The sequence below is a fragment of the Pseudomonas sp. S3_G06 genome, assembly GCF_054667565.1.
On sequence record NZ_CP162738.1, the window covers coordinates 4852440 to 4870545 of the forward strand.

Genomic DNA, 18106 nt, shown 5'->3' on the forward strand with positions numbered 1-18106 from the left:
CAACTCACTCTTTGTGCGGGGCTGGCTGCTGTTGGGTAAGGCAGTGAATATTGCCGCCACCCAGTAACAGTTCACGGCCCGGCACCATCACGACTTCGTGTTGCGGGAACAGTTTCTGCAGGATTTCCCTGGCCGGGGCATCCATCGGGTCGTCGAAGCTCGGCGCGATGATGCCGCCGTTGACGATCAGGAAGTTCACGTAGGAACCGGCCAGACGCACGGAAGGATTGCGCTCCTGCGAACCGTCCACCGCATCGACGCCGGCACACTCTTCTTCGGTCGCGTACAGCGGCCCCGGAATCGGCATTTTGTGCACCGTGAACGGGCGGCCCTTGGCGTCGGTGCTGCTTTGCAGCACTTTCATTGCGGCCTGGCAGCGCGGGTAGTTCGGATCCTGCGGATCATCGGTCCACGCCAGCAGCACTTCGCCTGGACGCACGTAGCAGCAGAAGTTATCCACGTGGCCGTCGGTTTCATCGTTGAACAAGCCATCCGGCAACCAGATGATCTTGTCCACGGACAGGTTGTCACGCAGTACCGTCTCGATTTCTTCGCGGCTCAGGTGCGGGTTGCGATTGCGGTTGAGCAAGCATTCTTCGGTGGTGATCAGCGTGCCTTCGCCGTCGACATGAATCGAACCGCCTTCGAGCACGAAACCTTCGGTGCGGTAACGCGGGCTGCGCTCGATCTCGAGGATCTTGCCGCCGACCTGCGAATCACGGTTCCACGGTGCATACAGGCCGCCATCGAAACCACCCCAGGCGTTGAAATCCCAGTTCACACCGCGTACTTCGCCATGGTTATTGATAACAAAGGTCGGGCCGCTGTCGCGAACCCAAGCGTCGTCGCTGGACATCTCCACCACGCGGATATTCGGCACATCGAGGCGCGCGCGGGCGTTTTCGTATTGGCCGGCGGAGACGGCAACCGAGACCGGCTCGAAACGGGCGATGGCTTTGGCCACGGCGGCGTGCGCGGCCTGCGCCGGTTTGCCGCCCAGACGCCAGTTGTCCGGGCGCTCGGGCCAGATCATCCAGGTCTGGGTTTGTGGCGCCCACTCGGCCGGCATGTAGAAGCCATCGGCGCGTGGCGTACTTTTCAATGTGGTCATCAGGACTCCAGGGAACCGTCGAGGGTTTTCAACGCGCCGTACAGATTCGGCCGGCGGTCGCGGAATGAACCCCACGCGCTGCGAATATGTTCCAGCTCGTCGAGGTTGAACGTGTGCACAAGAATACCTTCTTCGGTTTTATTCAGCTCCTGCACTTTTTCGCCGAACTGGTTGGCGATGAACGACGAGCCGTAGAAGGTGATGTCGTAGCCGTCCTGCTCTTCATTGCCGATGCGGTTGCTGGCAATCAGCGGCATCAGGTTGGCGCCGGCATGGCCCTGCTGGACCCGCTGCCAGTGATCGCGCGAAGAAATGGTCTTGTCGTGCGGCTCGCTGCCGATCGCGGTTGGATAAAAGAGAATTTCCGCGCCTTGCAGGGCCATGCTGCGTGCCGCTTCCGGGAACCACTGGTCCCAGCAGATGCCAACGCCGATTTTCGCGTAACGGGTGTTCCATACCTTGAAGCCGGTGTCGCCCGGGTTGAAGTAATACTTTTCGTGATAGCCCGGGCCGTCGGGGATGTGGCTCTTGCGATAAATCCCGAGGTTGCTGCCGTCGGCGTCGATGATCGCGATGCTGTTGAAGCGTGCACGCCCGGCCAGTTCGTAGAAGCTGATCGGCAGCACCAGTTGCAGCTCTTTGGCGATTTTCCGGAAATGCTTGATGGCGACGTTTTCTTCAACCGTCGTTGCCAGTTGCAGGTAATCCGGATTCGGCTTCTGGCAGAAATACGGCGCCTCGAACAGTTCCTGGATGAGGATGATCTGCGCGCCTTTGCCGGCGGCTTCTCGGACCAGTCTTTCAGCGGTTTCGAGGTTGGCTTCCAGGTCCCACGAACAGGCCATCTGCGTGGCGGCGACGGTAACGATACGGCTCATGAATCATCTCCGGGCTAGTGCTTTGACGGTCGAAGAATTCGACCGAAAAGAAAACGCGCGCACCGGACAAGAGATCACCATGCCGGAGCAATGGCGACTTTATAACCGATAAATATCGGCTTTAAAAGCTGTACAGAAGGAATCTATCTGTTTGAGCGCCAATTTAATCGATACAAATCGGACTTAGACCGAAAACAGATGTGGAAGCGACCCTGCTCGCGAATGCGGTGTATCAGTCAACGCATGTGGCGACTGATACACCGCTTTCGCGAGCAGGCTCGCTCCCACAGGGGATGTGCCTTGCTTACAGGCCTTCGCTCAACACCCGATCCAGCATATCGACAAAGAAATTCACGCTCTGGCGCGACGTCACCATCGGTGGCTTGATTTTGAGAATGTTCAAGTCATCGCCCGTCGGCTGCATGAAGATCCCCAACTCGCGCAGGCGATCACACAGCAATGCAGTCTCGGCAGTTGCCGGTTCCAGCGTCTGCCGATTGCGGATGAGCTCCAGCCCGAGATAAAACCCGGAGCCGTGCACCGCGCCGACCAGCGGATGTTTATCGATCAACGCTTCCAGGCGCGCCTTGAAGTGGCCGCCGACGACCTGGGCGTTTTCCCAGAGCTTTTCTTCCTCCATCACATCGAGCACCGCCATGCCGATCTGGCAACTGACCGGACTGCCGCCCGCCGACGAGAAGAAATAGCCTTCGGCCTCCAGCGCCTCGGCGATTTCCCGGCGAGTGATCACCGCGCCAAGTGGCTGACCGTTACCCATGCCTTTGGCCATGGTGATGATGTCCGGCTCCACGCCCTGCTGTTCGAAGCCCCAGAAAAAATGGCCCATGCGCCCGTAACCGACCTGCACTTCGTCAGCGATGCACACCCCGCCCTGCGCGCGGACCTTTTCATACACCTGCGGCAAATAGCCCGGCGGTAAAGAAATACCCCCGGCATTGCCGTAGACCGGCTCGCAGATGAAACCGGCCAGTTGCCGCTTCTGCTCGGCCAGTTTTTGCAGATGATGCTCGACGCTGCGCACGTAATCCGGCGCCGAATCGGCGCCACGGAATTCGCCGCGATACGTGTTCGGCGCTGGCACTGGGTGCACCCAGTCCGGGCGACTTTCCAACGCTTTCGGGTTGTCGGCAATCGACGTCGATACCGCATCGGCGCCGATCGTCCAGCCGTGATACGCCTCAAGCACGCTGATCATGTCGCGCCCGCCGCTGTAGGCCCAGGCCAGGCGAATCGCAAGGTCATTGGCCTCGCTGCCGCTGTTGACCAGAAACACACGATCCATGCCCTTCGGCGCCAGCTTCAGCAAGCGCTCGGAAAATTCGGCGACCGCCGCGTAGTTGAAGCGCGAATTGGTATTGAGCAACGACCACTGCCGCGCCGCGACCGCCGCCATCCGCGGGTGACCGTGGCCGAGCACGGCGACGTTGTTGAGCATGTCCAGATAGGATCGGCCGTGCATATCAATCAGGTGATTGCGCCAGCCGCGTTCAATGCGCGGCGGGTCAACGTAATAGTGTTTTTGCGTGCGGGCAAAACTGGCATCGCGGCGTTCGAGCAGGGTTTTCGCGTCCAGCTCAGGCTCGGCGTCGCAGGCCAGCCCGAGCAGCATCGCCGGTGACGGGCACAACGCCTGCCAAGCCGATGCACGGGACGGCGTGCAGAACAGCGGCGCGTCGAGTTCTGCTTCTCGGCACAACTGCACGATCAGCGGCCCAGTGACTTCACCGAGTTTCTGGCCTCTATCCACTGCCACCCCATGTTCAAGAACAGGCGTCACGCCCCACAGGCGAACGCTGAACTGTGGGCCATCGAGTTGCAGCGCACCGTTTGCCGCTTGCTTCAGAACGCCGGCGAACGGCGCTTGCACTTCGGCTCCAGCCGGCACACGCAATTCGACATGCAACGGGAACGTGTCCGGCTCAGTCGCGCTGTCTGGCCGAGTATGTGACAAGCGGTACTGGCCATAACGCGTTGCCGCCAGCCCGTGCACCGCTGCGGCCTCTGTCAGCAAGCGCTGATCAATGCCCGGCTGCTCCCAATTGCCCGCCTCGAAGTGCGGGCTCAACACGCCCAGATCGATCAGCGCGAATTCGCGCCCGACCAATCCGGGCAGCAATGGCGCAAATTCCGGGTTTTCGACCTTCTGCACGGTCTGGCCCACGGCGGTGAGAATTGCCGCTTCCATCAGCGCCTGCGGCACCGAGGTCGCGACGCGAAAGATTTCCCACTCGTGACTGAGATTGTCGCGGCTATACATATTGGTGGGGTCGATGCTCACCTGTTGCTCGCCACTGAGCACCAGCACCGCCGCCCGCGCCACGATCAATGGCCACAGCGCTTGCAACTCTGCGTACTGCAACGGATTGACCGCGTGATAAGCCTGGACCGCCGGCAGGATGACAAACGGATCGCCATCGGCGTGATGCAGCAAAGCCGCACAGGTCACCGACAGATCAGTGATGCGCCAGGTGCGCACCAGATCACCGAAGTCGATCACACCCTGCAACTGCCAATGCCGCTGGGCATCACGCGCCCAAACGGCGTTGTCATCGGTGATATCCATGTGGATCGCCTGCACCGGCAGTTTGTCCAGCAACGGCTGCAAACGGCGCTCGGCCTGCTCGGCGGCAGCGCTGATCACCGCACGCTGCTGCGCGTCGGTGATCACCGGCAACAGATGACTGATCAAAGCGTTGGCGTGACGCGCGTCCCACTGCAAGGTGCGTTCAAGGCCCGGGTGATCGAAGCCTGCCAGGGCCAGATCCATCTCGCCACAGAGTCGGCCAAACCCGGCGACCACGTCCTGGCCAAGATGATCGAAATCGGTCAACGGCTGGCCGTCGATATACTCCAGCAAGCGCACATGCACCGTTTCGCCATTGGCTTGCAGCGACAACAGATCTGCACCGTTATTGGCTGCGATGACGCGCGGCACCTTGATCGCCGAATGCTCGGCCAAGTATTTGAGCCCGGCGTGCTGGGCTTGCAGCTCCACAAGAGCGTAGTCGCCACGACAGACTTTCAGCACAAAGCGTCCACGCTCGCTGTCGACGCGATAATTCAGATCCTGCTGGCTGCCCAGCGCCTGCAACGTGCCGCTGAACCCGTAATATTCGGCCAGCCATTGCAGCGCCTGCGCCTCTGAAACCTGCGGACCGGGCAAACTGGCGCGATGAATCAACGTGGCGAGCGGCATGAAACGACCCCTGAAGTTTTATTAGGCGCTTATATCGCCATCGCCTTGGCGGTTACGCAACCCCCGGCTTCAATGAACGCTCCAATTCAAACCCAACACTCGCGCCCCGCAGCGCTTTGCGCAAGAATGTCGGCCATTCACCTATCAACGGAAATCCTCATGAATGTCATCACCACCGATCTGCCCGGTGTTCTGATCATCGAACCCAAGGTGTTTGGCGACGAGCGTGGTTTTTTCTACGAGAGTTTCAATGCCGAGGCGTTTCAGGACGCCACCGGTCTGGAAACGCAGTTTGTGCAGGACAACCATTCGCGCTCGCAAAAAGGCGTGCTGCGTGGCCTGCATTACCAGTTGCAGAACACCCAGGGCAAACTGGTTCGCGTGACCGCAGGTGAAGTGCTCGATGTGGCGGTTGACATCCGTCGCAGTTCGCCGCACTTCGGCAAATCGGTGGCGGTGCGCCTGTCGGCGGAAAACCATCGTCAGGTATGGATACCGGAAGGTTTCGCTCACGGCTTCGTGGTGCTGAGCGAGTTCGCCGAATTTCTTTACAAGACCACCAACTATTACGACCCGTCTTCCGAGCGCAGCATTCGCTGGGACGACCCGGCGCTGGGCATCGACTGGCAACTGGACGAAGCGCCGAAGCTGTCGGCCAAGGACCAGGCGGCCGCGCTGCTTAAGGACGCTGACGTCTTCGCCTGAGGCCGGGCATAATGCGCCTGTCACCTCAGGCGTATCCGGCACATGAAACCACCGCTCCCCCGCAGACCTCGCTGGCGCAGCCTTGCACTGTTGGCCCTGTGCCTGGCGCCGCTGCTGTGGCCGCTGGAACACCTCGCCGAACGCTATTACCGCAGCGAGCTCGCCGGGCAGAATCGCCAGACCCTCGATCTTTACGTGGCCAACCTGCTCGGCACCCTGCATCGCTACGAAGTGTTGCCGCAGATTCTCGGCGATCTGCCGGCCCTGCGCGCGGTGCTTGGTGCGCCGGACGACGGCGTGACCCAAGGCAACGCCAATCGCTTGCTGAAAAACATCGCCGCGCAGACCGGCGCTGAAGTCATGTACCTGATGGACACGTCCGGCCAGACGCTGGCGGCGTCGAACTGGGACAAACGCGACAGCTTCGTCGGCCGCAACTTCGCCTTCCGCCCGTATTTCAGCGAAGCCATGGCCGGGCGCCTCGGACGCTTCTTCGGCCTCGGCACCACTTCCGCCAAACGCGGCTACTTCTTCGCCGCTGCTGTGCGCAACGGTGAGAAAATCATCGGCGTGCTGGTGATCAAGGTCGACCTCGACCATACCGAAAGCCTGTGGGGCAAAACCCCGGAACAATTGCTGGTGACCGACCATAACGGCGTGGTCATCCTCACCTCTCGCCCGGAATGGCGTTTTCGCGCCACCCGTGAGCTGAGCGAAACCGAGCGCGCGGCGATCACCGCGATCCAGCCCTACCCGACCCGCGAACCGCGGCCGCTGAACCTGAGCCCCGGCGCCTGGCTGACGCAGACCCACGACATCGCCGAAACCGGCTGGAGCGTCAGCATCCTCGCCCCGCGCACGCTGATCGATCGTCCGGTGCGCACGGTGGTCGCGATCGGCGGCGCCACGCTGTTGGTGGTCATGCTGCTGGTGGGTCTGATGATGCAACGTCGCCGGCACTATCTGGAGCGCATCGCATTTGAGGCCAAGGCGCGCCGCGAACTGGAAGGCCGGGTGGCTGAACGTACCAGCGATCTGGAGGGCCTCAACCGGCGTTTGAAGCAGGAAGTGCTCGAGCGTGAGCAAGCGCAGCAGGAGCTGGTGCGCGCCCAAGACGATCTGGTCCAGGCGGGCAAATTGTCGGCGCTGGGGACCATGTCGGCGAGCATCAGTCACGAACTCAATCAACCCCTGGCGGCGATTCGCAGCTATGCGGAAAACGCCGAAGTGCTGCTCGATCATCAGCGCACCGAGGACGCGCGCGGCAACCTCAAGCTGATCAGCGAATTGACCGGGCGCATGGCCTCGATCATCGCCCACCTGCGCGCCTTCGCCCGCCGCGATCGCCACGCACCGGAAAGCGTTGCCCTGCAACCGGCGCTGGACGATGCGCTGGCATTGCTGGCCAAACGTCGGCGCAGCATGGAAGTCGAACTGATCCGCGACTTGCCCGCCGCCACGCTGTGGGTAGAGGCCGGCGAAACCCGCTTGCGCCAAGTGCTGGGCAATCTGCTGGCCAACGCCCTCGATGCGCTCACCGAAAAAGGCCCGCCGCGCAAATTGTGGCTGAGTGCCGAAGCCACCGCCGACGGCGTCAATCTGTACATTCGCGACAACGGCCCCGGGTTCTGCATGGAAGCTCTTGGCCGCGCCAGCGAGCCCTTTTACACCACCAAGACCCGCACACAGGGTCTGGGTCTGGGACTGGCCATTTGTGAAACGCTGATGCGCGCCTTTGGTGGCGAGCTGTCGTTCGCCAACCACAAACAGGGCGGTGCCCTGATTACCCTGCGCCTGCGTGCCGGCGCGCCCGGAGTCAGCCTGCAACCTTCCGAGGATCGAAGTGCATGACCATCGACAATCGCATCCAGGTAGTGTTGATCGACGACGATCCGCACTTGCGCCAGGCCCTCGGCCAGACCCTGGACCTGGCCGGCCTGAAAATCCTGCCACTGTCCGAAGCCAAAGGGCTGGCGGCACAGCTTGAGCGTGACTGGCCGGGGGTGGTGGTCAGCGACATCCGCATGCCGGGCATGGACGGCCTCGAACTGTTGAGCGAGTTGCATGCACAGGATCCGGAGCTGCCGGTGCTGCTGATCACCGGCCATGGCGACGTACCGCTGGCAGTGCAGGCGATGCGCGCCGGCGCTTACGATTTTCTGGAAAAACCCTTTGCCAGCGACGCGCTGCTCGACAGCGTCCGTCGCGCCCTCGCGCTACGGCGGCTGGTGCTGGACAACCGCAGCCTGCGTCTGGCCTTGAGCGACCGCAACGAATTGAGCGCGCGACTGGTCGGCCATTCGACGCCGATGCTGCGTCTGCGTGAGCAGATCGGTGCGCTGGCGGCGACCAAGGCTGACGTGCTGATCCTCGGCGAAACCGGCGCCGGTAAAGAGGTGGTTGCCCGCGCGCTGCACGACTTGTCGAGCCGCCGCAACGGCCCGTTCGTGGCGATCAACGCCGGCGCCCTGGCGGAATCGGTGGTGGAAAGCGAGCTGTTCGGTCACGAGCCCGGCGCTTTCACCGGCGCGCAGAAACGCCGCATCGGCAAATTCGAATTCGCCAACGGCGGCACGCTGTTCCTCGACGAAATCGAAAGCATGAGCATGGACGTGCAAGTGAAATTGCTGCGCATGCTGCAGGAGCGAGTCGTCGAGCGTCTGGGCGGCAATCAGTTGATCCCGCTGGACATCCGCGTCATCGCCGCGACCAAGGAGGACCTGCGTCAGGCGGCGGATCAGGGTCGCTTCCGCGCCGACTTGTATTACCGCCTCAACGTCGCGCCGCTGCGCATCCCGCCGCTGCGCGAAAGGGGCGAAGACGCACTGGTGCTGTTCCAGCATTACGCCGATGAAGCCAGCGCCCGTCACGGCTTGCCCCCCCACGAGCTGCAACCGGCACACCGCGCGCTTCTGCTGCGCCACACCTGGCCGGGCAATGTACGTGAACTGCAAAATGCCGCCGAACGCTTCGCCCTCGGGCTTGAGCTGGCACTGGACAACAGCGCTGATGGCAGCGGCGGCACGCCGGTAGAAGTGGTCAGTGGCGGCCTCAGCGAGCAAGTGGAAAACTTCGAGAAATCGCTGATCGCCGCCGAACTGGCGCGCTCGCACAGCTCGGTGCGCAGCCTCGCCGAAGCCTTGGGTATTCCGCGCAAGACCCTGCATGACAAGCTACGCAAACACGGTCTGAATTTCGGCGACAGCAGCCACGGGGAAGACCACGAATGAGCAGCGAAAGCGAATACCTGCAAACGGTGCTGCATCACGACATTCCGCTGACCGCCGAGATGGGCCTCGAGGTGCTCGATTGGCGCGAGCAGCAACTGAGCCTGCACCTGCCCCTCGCGCCCAACGTCAATCACAAGAGCACCATGTTTGGCGGCAGCCTCTACTGCGGCGCGGTGCTGGCCGGCTGGGGCTGGTTGCATCTGCGTTTGAAGGAAGAAGGGATTGCCGACGGACACATCGTCATCCAGGAAGGGCAGATCAGTTATCCGCTGCCGGTAACGGGAGACGCCGTGGCCATCTGCCCGGCGCCGGATGCGGCGGTGTGGAAGCGCTTTGTGACGATGTATCGGCGCTATGGACGGGCGCGGTTGACGCTGGATACGCGGATCCTGAATGCGGGAAGCGAGGACGAGGCAGTGAGATTTATCGGGCAGTACGTTTTGCACCGTTGAGGATCAACAGCCCCTCACCCTAGCCCTCTCCCGAGGGAGAGGGAACCGATACGGGGATGCTACAGATTTACGTCGACCTGAAACTGCTTCGCCGAATCCACAATCGACTCGATTCTCCAGGTCGATGCATAGCGCCAGACAACTCGGTCGGCTCCCTCTCCTGGGGGAGAGGGCTGGGGTGAGGGGGAATTCCGGTTCAGCAGTTAACCTCGAGCCAACTCCAACAATCTCTCGCGCCACGCAGCCTTCGCCGGCAGCGCCAGAAAGAACTCATTCAACAGTGATTCTCGCGGCGGATAACTGAACGCCTCGCCGCTCAAATCCAGCACCTCGCCCCCCGCCCCTTCCAGCACGCCCTGCGCTGCCGCCGTGTCCCACTGCGAAGTCGGCGCCAGTCGCGGATAGCAATCGGCAGCACCTTCGGCCAATAGACAGAACTTCAGGGAACTGCCGATATTGGCCAGTTGCAGCTCACCAAGACTGGCGCTCAACCCGGCCAGCAAACGCTCTTGCTCGGGACTGGAATGGCGACGGCTGGCCACCACAGTAAACGCCTCGCCCGGTGCAGGCACATCGCGCACCTGAATCGCCGTCGGCGTACCGCCCTCGTCGCCACGCCAGGCTCCAAATCCGGCACCGCCGACATAAAAACGACCGTTGGTCGGCATCGTCACCACGCCAAACACCACCCGGCCATTTTCGATCAGCGCGATGTTCACAGTGAATTCCTCGCTACCGCTGATGAACTCCTTGGTGCCGTCCAGCGGATCCACCAGCCACCAGCGCTGCCAACCGGCGCGCACGCTCTGCGGGATGTCGGCGTCCTCTTCGGACAGCACCGGAATGCTCGGATCCAGCGCCGTCAGCCCGGCAACTATAAGATGATGTGCAGCCAGGTCGGCGGCCGTGACCGGCGAATCATCGGACTTGGCCGTGACTTCAACGCCGGCACGCCAGAACGGCAGGATCACCTCGCCAGCCTGTAAAGCCAACTCAACCACTGGCGCCATCAACGGATGGGGAAAATTCATCGACGTCTCACTCATAGCTGAATACCCCGCGCTGGCTCAGCAAGTCACGGGTCAAATACAGCGCCGCCAAGGCGCGGCCCTCGGAAAATTGCGGATTCTGCGCCAGCGCCGACAGTTCGCGCAGGTTGACCTTGTCGACCCGCATCGGCTCCGGCTCATCGCCTTCCAGCCGCTCCTCGTAAAGATCAGTGGCCAGCACCACTTGGATTTTCTGGCTCATGTAACCGGGCGACAGCGACAGCTCGGTCAGATGCTCCAGTTGACGCGCGCCATAACCGGCCTCTTCCTTGAGTTCCCGCTCGGCCGCCGCCAGCACGTCCTCGCCCGGCTCGATCAGGCCTTTGGGCAGAGACAGTTCGTATTCGTCGGTGCCGCCGCAGTATTCCTCGATCAACACTGCGTGTTCGGCATCAAGCATCGCGACGATCATCACCGCGCCATAACCCGCGCCCTTGCCGACCAGACGCTCGTATGTGCGCTCCACGCCATTGGAAAATCGCAGCTTGAGTTCTTCGACGCGAAACAGGCGACTGGTGGCGACGATCTCGCGGGCGAGTACGGTGGGTTTCTGGCGCATGCAAAGCTCCTTGGCGTGAACGCGCTACTATAACGCGGCTTTCCCGATTGTTTGCGTCGGATATCTTTTCACCGTTCGAGACGTTGCCATGCCTTCATTACCGTGGTCCGCCATCGATACCGTTCTGCTCGACATGGACGGCACGCTGCTGGATCTGCACTTCGACAACCATTTCTGGCTCGAACACCTGCCCCAGCGCTACGCCGAACTGCACGGCATCAGCCGGGCCATGGCCGAGCTGGAATTGCAACCATTGTTCGAGCGCCACGCCGGCCAGTTGCAGTGGTATTGCCTGGATTTCTGGAGCGCGGAACTGAAATTGTCGGTGCGTGAACTGAAACAGGAAACCGCCCACCTGATCGCCCTGCGCGCGGATGCCGATACCTTCCTCGACGCGATCAAACGCGCCGGCAAACGGGTGATCATGATCACTAATGCACACCGCGATTCGCTGTCGTTGAAACTGGAACGGATCGAACTCGCACCATACTTCGAGCGGCTGATCAGCTCGCATGACTACGGCTATCCCAAGGAGAACCCGCAGTTCTGGGATGCCTTGCAGGCGGACATCGGTTTTGATCCGGCGCGCAGCCTGTTTATCGATGACACCTTGCCAATCCTGCGCAGTGCACGGGATTTTGGCGTGGCGCACTTGCTGGCGGTGAAAGAACCGGACAGCCGCAAAGGGCCGAAGGACACAGCGGAGTTTGCCGCCGTCGAGGATTACCGCGATTTGATTGCAGGGCTTTGACGACGCGTTGCTGCCTTCGCGATCAGGCTCGCTCCCACACTGAAATGCGTTTCAAATGTGGGAGCGAGCCTGCTCGCGAAAGCGCTTTCGAATGTTATTCGGGAATACGCAGTACTTGTCCCGGGTAGATCTTGTCTGGATGTTTGAGCTGAGGTTTGTTGGCCTCGAAAATCTTGTTGTACTGGTTGGCGTCGCCATACACGCGCTTGGAAATCGCACTCAGCGTGTCGCCCTTCTCGACCGTGACAAATTTTGCAGCAGCGGCAACGCCACCCGTCACGGTGATCTGATCGTCCACGCCACTCACGCCGGCGACGTTACCCAGGGCCAAGAGAATCTTTTCTTTCTCTTCCTGACTCGCCGCTTCACCCGTGGCGATGACCTTCTCGCCTTCAACCTTGACCTGGATCTTCGACGTATCGATACCGGTCAGCGCTTCCTGCACGTGCTTGGTCAGCGCTGCGCTGTTGGCCTCGGCCTTGTCCGGCGTCAGCGCATCGAGAATCTTTTCACCGGCTTCTTTCAAAAAACTGAACAGGCTCATTGCATTCACTCCATGTAATAAAGGGTCAGTCGTCCAAGCCTAGACCACCCTAGCCAAACCCGGTTCCGGTCCGACCAATGACGCTGCCGCGCCGCAGGCGGTAGAATCGCCACACCCCGCCAACCGCCCGGAGCGAAGATGGACATCAAGCAGCTGAAATTCCTCATCGCCCTCGACGAAACCCGCCATTTCGGCCAGGCCGCCGCGCGCTGCCACATCACCCAGCCGACCCTGTCGATGCGCTTGCGCAGCCTCGAAGAAGAACTTGATCTGCCATTGGTCAACCGTGGCCAGCGCTTCGAAGGTTTCACCGCGCCGGGCGAGCGCGTGCTGGCGTGGGCGCGCACGGTGCTGGCGGCTTACGACGGCTTGCAGGCGGAAGCGGCGGCCTGTCGCGGCAACCTGATCGGTACGCTGCGCCTGGGCGTGGTGCCGCTGTCGAGTTTCGATCCCTTGCCGCTGATGCAACGACTGCACGCGGCGCACCCGGACTTGCGCTTCGAGCTGTCGTCGCTGAGCTCCGAGCAAGTGCTCGAACACTTGGCGAACAACCGCATCGACATTGGCGTGTCGTATCTGGAGCGCCTGGACAGCGAGCGCTTCGATTCGCTGGCCTTCAACGAGACGCGCATGGGCCTGCTCTATGACGAGCGCTCGTTCAACTTCGGCGAAGAACCCCTGAGCTGGGAGTCGCTGATCGAACTGCCGCTGTGCATGCTCACCAGCGGCATGCACTTTCGCCAGTCCATCGACCACAACTTCCACAGCCGTGGCCTGACCCCGCAACCGCTGTTGCAAACCGACGCCGTGCATCAACTGCTGCAAGCAGTACACGGCGGTTTTTGCTGCGCGATCATGCCGCTTGATGGCGGCGCGGAAACCCTCGCTGATCACCTGCGTCTGCAACCGATCGAAAATGCCCACACCCTCGCGCCACTGGGGCTGATCATGCGCCGTGGCGCGCCGCGTTCAGCGCTGGCAGAAGCCTGTTTCGCGCTTTATCACAAATCGTCAAAAGACGCTTGATCGACGGCATCTATCGGTAGATCGGTAATAGCGATTAGACGCGACAACTTGCCGCGCCTAGTCTTGACCTAGATCAAACCGTCGGTGATGCCATGAACGCCAAGCGCCCAGCCTGCGCGGCGCCAGCAATTGAAACGCCCGCGCCTGCCGCCAGCCAGACCTACAGCTACAGCGATCTACCCTTTGAGGCATCGGCCAGCACCGCGCTGGCCGAGGAAGTCGCGTTGGCGATCGCCTACAACGGCATCAGCCAGGCAGTGATGCTGGTTACACCGACCGACCTCGAAGATTTCATCGTCGGTTTCAGCCTCGGCAGCGGCATCATCGAAGACGCCAGCGATATCTACGATCTGCAACTGACAGGCGCAGGCTCGGCGCAATACGCGCAAGTGACCATTGCCAACCGCGCGTTCTGGAACCTCAAACAGCAGCGTCGGCAGTTGGCCGGCACCAGCGGCTGCGGACTGTGCGGCGTCGAAGCCGTCGAACAGGCGCTGCCTGAGCTCAAAGTGTTGCCGGGCGCAGCCTTGCCACCGATCGAATGGCTCGACGGTTTGCGCCAGCGCATCGGCGCGTTCCAGCCGCTCGGCCAGCACTGCGGCGCGGTGCATGCTGCGGTGTTCATGAATGCCAGCGGCGAATTGCTGCTCGGTCGTGAAGACATCGGCCGCCATAACGCCCTCGACAAGCTGATCGGCGGGTTGATCCGCCAGAAGATTTCTACCGAAGGCGGCCTGGCGATTGTCACCAGCCGTTGCAGCCTCGAATTGATCCAGAAAGTCTTGCGTGCCGGGATCCAGACCCTGGTCAGCCTGTCGGCACCCACCGGCCTGGCCGTGCAATGGGCCCGGCGCCACAACCTCAATCTCATCCACCTGCCGCAGAAAAGTGCGCCGCGGGTGTACAGCCCCGCGATGGAGAATCAAGCGTGAGCCAACATCATCAAGCCGACCAGAAACCTGTCCCGCGCTACAAGCCTTACAAAGGTGCCGCTGGCGGCTGGGGCGCCCTGATCAGTGTGGCCCAGGCGTGGCTGACCAGCGACAACGCCCTGAAAAACCTGCGCATGATGCTCAAGACCAACCAGAACGGCGGTTTCGACTGCCCGGGTTGCGCCTGGGGTGATTCGCCGGAAAGCGGCATGGTCAAGTTCTGCGAGAACGGCGCCAAAGCGGTGAACTGGGAAGCGACCAAGCGTCGCGTCGATGCCAAATTCTTCGCCAAGCACAGCGTCACTTCCCTGCTGGAGCAGAGCGATTACTGGCTGGAATATCAGGGCCGCCTGACCGAGCCGATGGTCTACGACGCCGAGTCCGATCGCTATAAGCCGATATCTTGGGAAGATGCCTTCGCCCTGATCGGCAAGCATCTGCGCAATCTGCCGAGCCCGGATCAGGCCGAGTTCTACACCTCGGGGCGCGCCAGCAACGAAGCAGCGTATCTGTATCAGCTGTTCGTGCGGGCTTACGGCACCAACAATTTTCCTGACTGCTCGAACATGTGCCACGAGGCCAGTGGCGTGGCGTTGGCGCAGAGTGTCGGGGTCGGCAAAGGCACGGTGACCTTCGACGACTTCGAACACGCCGACGCGATTTTCGTCTGGGGCCAGAACCCTGGCACCAACCATCCGCGCATGCTCGAACCGTTGCGTGAAGCGGTGAAACGCGGCGCCCAAGTGGTGTGCATCAATCCGCTGAAAGAGCGCGGTCTGGAGCGTTTCCAGCATCCACAGCACCCGATCGAAATGCTCACCAACGGCGACAAGCCGACCAACACCGCGTATTTCCGCCCGGCACTCGGCGGCGACATGGCGGTGCTGCGCGGCATGGCCAAGTTCCTCCTGCAATGGGAACGCGATGCGCAGAAAGCTGGTGAGCCAGCGGTGTTCGATCATGACTTCCTCAATGCCCACAGCGCCAACGTGCTGGAGTACCTCGCCACTGTCGACGACACCTCATGGGAGCAGATCGTCGAGCAGTCCGGCCTGACCTTGGTCGAGATCGAGCAAGCCGCGCGCATGTACGCCAAAGGCAAGAACGTGATCATGTGCTGGGCCATGGGCATCACCCAGCACCGTCATTCGGTGCCGACCATTCAGGAAATCGCCAACCTGATGCTGCTGCGCGGCAATATCGGCAAACCTGGCGCCGGTCTGTGCCCGGTGCGTGGTCACAGCAACGTGCAGGGCGACCGCACCATGGGCATCAACGAGCGTCCACCGGTGGCGTTCCTCGACTCGCTGGAGCGTCGCTTCCAGTTCAAGGTGCCACGCCACAATGGCCACAACGTGGTCGAGGCGATTCATGCGATGGCCGAAGGTCGCGCCAAGGTGTTCATCGGCTTGGGCGGCAACTTTGCCCAGGCCACGCCGGACAGCTCGCGCACCTTCGAAGCGCTGAGCAACTGTGACCTGACCGTGCAGATCAGCACCAAACTCAACCGCAGCCACCTCGCTCACGGCAAAGACGCGTTGATCCTGCCGTGCCTGGGCCGTACCGACATCGACATCCAGACCGAAGGCCCGCAAGCGGTGACCGTGGAAGACTCGTTCAGCATGGTCCACGCGTCCAACGGCCAGTTGCAGCCGCTGTCGAACCAGATGCGCTCGGAGCCGTCGATCATCGCCGGCATCGCTGCCGCCACTCTGGGCAGCCAACCGGTCGACTGGAACTGGCTGGTGGCTGATTACGGACGCATTCGCGAACTGATCGCCGACACCATCCCGAATTTCAAAGACTTCAACGACAAGATCAAAAACCCGGGCGGCTTCTATCTGGGCAATTCCGCCGGGGCACGCAAGTGGAATACGCCATCAGGCCGGGCCAACTTCCGCGCCAACCAGTTGCCGAAAGATCTGGTTCACGAGCGCACCCGTGCCACCGGCCAGGTGCCGGATCTGATCCTGCAATCGATGCGTTCCCACGATCAGTACAACACGACGATCTACGGTCTCGACGACCGCTACCGTGGCGTGAAGGGCCAGCGTGACGTGCTGTTCGCCAACGAGGCCGACATCATTCGTCTGGGCTTCCGTCCAGGGCAGAAGGCCGACATCGTGTCGATCTGGGACGACGGTCGCGAGCGTCGGGTGAAAGGTTTTACATTGTTGGCGTTCGATATTCCTGCGGGGCAGGCGGCGGCGTACTATCCAGAGGTCAATCCGCTGGTGCCGCTGGAAAGTACGGGGGATGGCAGCCACACGCCAACGTCGAAGTTCATTGCGATCCGGCTGGAAGCGGCGAGTGAGACTGGGTTGATCATGGCTAAATCCGCTTAACCGCGGAGCCAGATCCGGCCTGCTCGCGAAAGCGATCGACCTGTCAACAGATCTGCCGTGGCGAAGATTTTCGACCGCCCACAAAAAAGGCCGTTTTTGCATGAAAACGGCCTGTCCGAAGTAGCTAAAGACCGGCGAAAATCGGTTAAGTTCCGGTGAAAAAACAGTAACTTGCAATATTGTATACAAGTCGTGTTATTCGTCGGATTTTGATTGTCACGCCCATTGCAGAGCTTCAGGATCGGCGCCGTCATCCCTTTGAGGCTCATCCTCTATGAAGTTCTCCTCGATTCTCTTGTTGTCCCTTGGCCTGGTCAGTGGCTTCGCTTCTGCCGGAGGCACCACCGAAGCAGGTGTGGGCGGCGCATTGGGCGGGGTTCTTGGCTCGGTCGTCGGTCAATCGTTAGGCGGCAATACAGGTTCCACCATCGGCGCAGCCCTGGGCGGCGCGGGTGGTAGTGCGGTCGGCGCCGACAAGCGCAGCCGTGGCGAAGCGGCCATCGGCGGTGCACTGGGTGCAGCCGGCGGTAACGTTGTCGGCCGCAGCCTTGGCGGCACCACCGGCAGCCTGATCGGCTCTGCCGCAGGTGGCGGCGCGGGCGGCGCGCTGGGTAACTACATGGGCAACAAGAGCGACGACGATGATCGTCGCTACGACCGTGGCCATGATGACCGTCGCTACTACCGCGACCGTGGTCATCCAGGTCGCGGCCATGCCTACGGCCACCGCAAGCATCACAAGTACTATCGCCACCACTAAGGCGAAGGCATGAACAAAAAATCGCAGCTTTTGAGCTGCGATTTTTTTGCGCGCCTAGACCACCAACCGTTCCAGCGCCCCGCGCAAACCGGCAGGAATCGGCACCGGCTGATTGCTCGCCCGATCGACAAACACATGCACGAACCGCCCCGCCGCACACGCCTCGCTTTCGCCAACCTTGAACACAGCCAGTTCGTATTGCACCGAACTGTTGCCCAGCTTGCCGACCCGCAGTCCGATCTCGATCAGATCGGGAAAAGCGATCGAGGCAAAGTAATCGCAGGCGGAACTGACCACGAATCCCACCACTTCGCCGTCATGAATATCCAGGCCACCGACCTGAATCAGATAAGTGTTCACCGCCGTGTCGAAGAAGCTGTAGTAGGTAACGTTGTTGACGTGACCGTAGGCATCGTTGTCGTGCCAGCGTGTGGTGATGGGCTGGAAGTGGGGGTAGTCGCAGCGTTGATTCATTCAGGGTTCTCGCATTTTCTTACTTGAATTTGATCATGATGACGAACACTTTACCTGTGGGAGCGAGCCTGCT

General features: G+C 61.4%; 16 protein-coding genes. 9 read left to right on the forward strand and 7 right to left on the reverse strand.

The window, feature by feature from the left end; all coding sequences use genetic code 11:
• Window positions 1-4: 4 nt before the first annotated feature.
• From aguA to AB4N47_RS21665, 3 genes are all read right to left on the reverse strand, one after another.
• Window positions 5-1111 (reverse strand): agmatine deiminase, encoded by a 1107-nt coding sequence (gene aguA / locus AB4N47_RS21655; RefSeq protein WP_341638381.1) that lies wholly within the window; start codon window positions 1109-1111, stop codon window positions 5-7.
• Window positions 1111-1989 carry an N-carbamoylputrescine amidase gene (gene aguB / locus AB4N47_RS21660; protein WP_341638380.1) on the reverse strand — a complete coding sequence of 293 codons (879 nt, stop codon included), beginning with the start codon at window positions 1987-1989 and terminating at the stop codon, window positions 1111-1113. The genes aguA and aguB overlap by 1 nt, the downstream gene beginning before the upstream one ends.
• Before the next feature lie 304 nt (window positions 1990-2293).
• On the reverse strand, window positions 2294-5206 hold the full coding sequence (locus AB4N47_RS21665; RefSeq protein ID WP_341638379.1) for an aminotransferase: 2913 nt from the start codon (window positions 5204-5206) through the stop codon (window positions 2294-2296).
• A 159-nt stretch (window positions 5207-5365) separates the two neighbouring features.
• On the opposite strand from AB4N47_RS21665, the gene rfbC reads away from it, so the two are divergent.
• Genes rfbC through AB4N47_RS21685 form a run of 4 tightly spaced genes read left to right on the forward strand, consistent with a single transcriptional unit; the run spans window position 5366 to window position 9593 of the window.
• Window positions 5366-5911: a dTDP-4-dehydrorhamnose 3,5-epimerase gene (gene rfbC, locus AB4N47_RS21670; RefSeq protein ID WP_341638378.1), complete on the forward strand. Its 546-nt coding sequence runs from the start codon at window positions 5366-5368 to the stop codon at window positions 5909-5911.
• Between the two features lie 42 nt (window positions 5912-5953).
• A complete protein-coding gene (locus AB4N47_RS21675; RefSeq protein WP_341638377.1) occupies window positions 5954-7762 on the forward strand; it encodes a sensor histidine kinase in 1809 nt (602 codons plus the stop codon).
• Window positions 7759-9141 (forward strand): sigma-54-dependent transcriptional regulator, encoded by a 1383-nt coding sequence (locus AB4N47_RS21680; RefSeq protein ID WP_071174083.1) that lies wholly within the window; start codon window positions 7759-7761, stop codon window positions 9139-9141. The genes AB4N47_RS21675 and AB4N47_RS21680 overlap by 4 nt, the downstream gene beginning before the upstream one ends.
• Entirely contained in the window at window positions 9138-9593 is a 456-nt protein-coding gene (locus tag AB4N47_RS21685) for a YiiD C-terminal domain-containing protein (protein WP_341638376.1), read from the forward strand. Before AB4N47_RS21680 ends, AB4N47_RS21685 begins: the two co-directional genes overlap by 4 nt.
• Before the next feature lie 203 nt (window positions 9594-9796).
• Here the strand turns inward: AB4N47_RS21685 and cysQ are convergent, their stop codons facing one another.
• Complete coding sequence (cysQ, locus tag AB4N47_RS21690) at window positions 9797-10624, reverse strand: 3'(2'),5'-bisphosphate nucleotidase CysQ (RefSeq protein WP_341638375.1); 828 nt, start codon at window positions 10622-10624, stop codon at window positions 9797-9799.
• Window positions 10625-10631: 7 nt separating this feature from the next.
• Entirely contained in the window at window positions 10632-11201 is a 570-nt protein-coding gene (gene nudE / locus AB4N47_RS21695) for an ADP compounds hydrolase NudE (protein WP_016772166.1), read from the reverse strand.
• Between the two features lie 88 nt (window positions 11202-11289).
• Here nudE and yrfG point away from each other — a divergent pair, with 88 nt between their 5' ends.
• Window positions 11290-11952, forward strand: coding sequence for a GMP/IMP nucleotidase (gene yrfG / locus AB4N47_RS21700; RefSeq protein ID WP_341638374.1), 663 nt, complete (start codon window positions 11290-11292; stop codon window positions 11950-11952).
• A 94-nt stretch (window positions 11953-12046) separates the two neighbouring features.
• Here yrfG and lysM read toward each other — a convergent pair whose 3' ends face one another.
• Window positions 12047-12496 (reverse strand): peptidoglycan-binding protein LysM, encoded by a 450-nt coding sequence (lysM, locus tag AB4N47_RS21705; RefSeq protein ID WP_016772168.1) that lies wholly within the window; start codon window positions 12494-12496, stop codon window positions 12047-12049.
• 138 nt (window positions 12497-12634) lie between these two features.
• Here lysM and AB4N47_RS21710 point away from each other — a divergent pair, with 138 nt between their 5' ends.
• The 4 genes from AB4N47_RS21710 (at window position 12635) to AB4N47_RS21725 (ending at window position 17559) form a co-directional block, all read left to right on the forward strand.
• A complete protein-coding gene (locus AB4N47_RS21710; protein ID WP_341638373.1) occupies window positions 12635-13522 on the forward strand; it encodes a LysR family transcriptional regulator in 888 nt (295 codons plus the stop codon).
• 92 nt (window positions 13523-13614) lie between these two features.
• On the forward strand, window positions 13615-14454 hold the full coding sequence (fdhD, locus tag AB4N47_RS21715; protein WP_071174078.1) for a formate dehydrogenase accessory sulfurtransferase FdhD: 840 nt from the start codon (window positions 13615-13617) through the stop codon (window positions 14452-14454).
• Complete coding sequence (locus AB4N47_RS21720) at window positions 14451-16799, forward strand: FdhF/YdeP family oxidoreductase (RefSeq protein ID WP_122751821.1); 2349 nt, start codon at window positions 14451-14453, stop codon at window positions 16797-16799. The genes fdhD and AB4N47_RS21720 overlap by 4 nt, the downstream gene beginning before the upstream one ends.
• Window positions 16800-17073: 274 nt before the next feature.
• Window positions 17074-17559, forward strand: coding sequence for a glycine zipper domain-containing protein (locus AB4N47_RS21725; protein ID WP_016772172.1), 486 nt, complete (start codon window positions 17074-17076; stop codon window positions 17557-17559).
• A 54-nt stretch (window positions 17560-17613) separates the two neighbouring features.
• Here AB4N47_RS21725 and AB4N47_RS21730 read toward each other — a convergent pair whose 3' ends face one another.
• Window positions 17614-18033: an acyl-CoA thioesterase gene (locus tag AB4N47_RS21730; RefSeq protein WP_071174077.1), complete on the reverse strand. Its 420-nt coding sequence runs from the start codon at window positions 18031-18033 to the stop codon at window positions 17614-17616.
• Window positions 18034-18106: the final 73 nt, after the last annotated feature.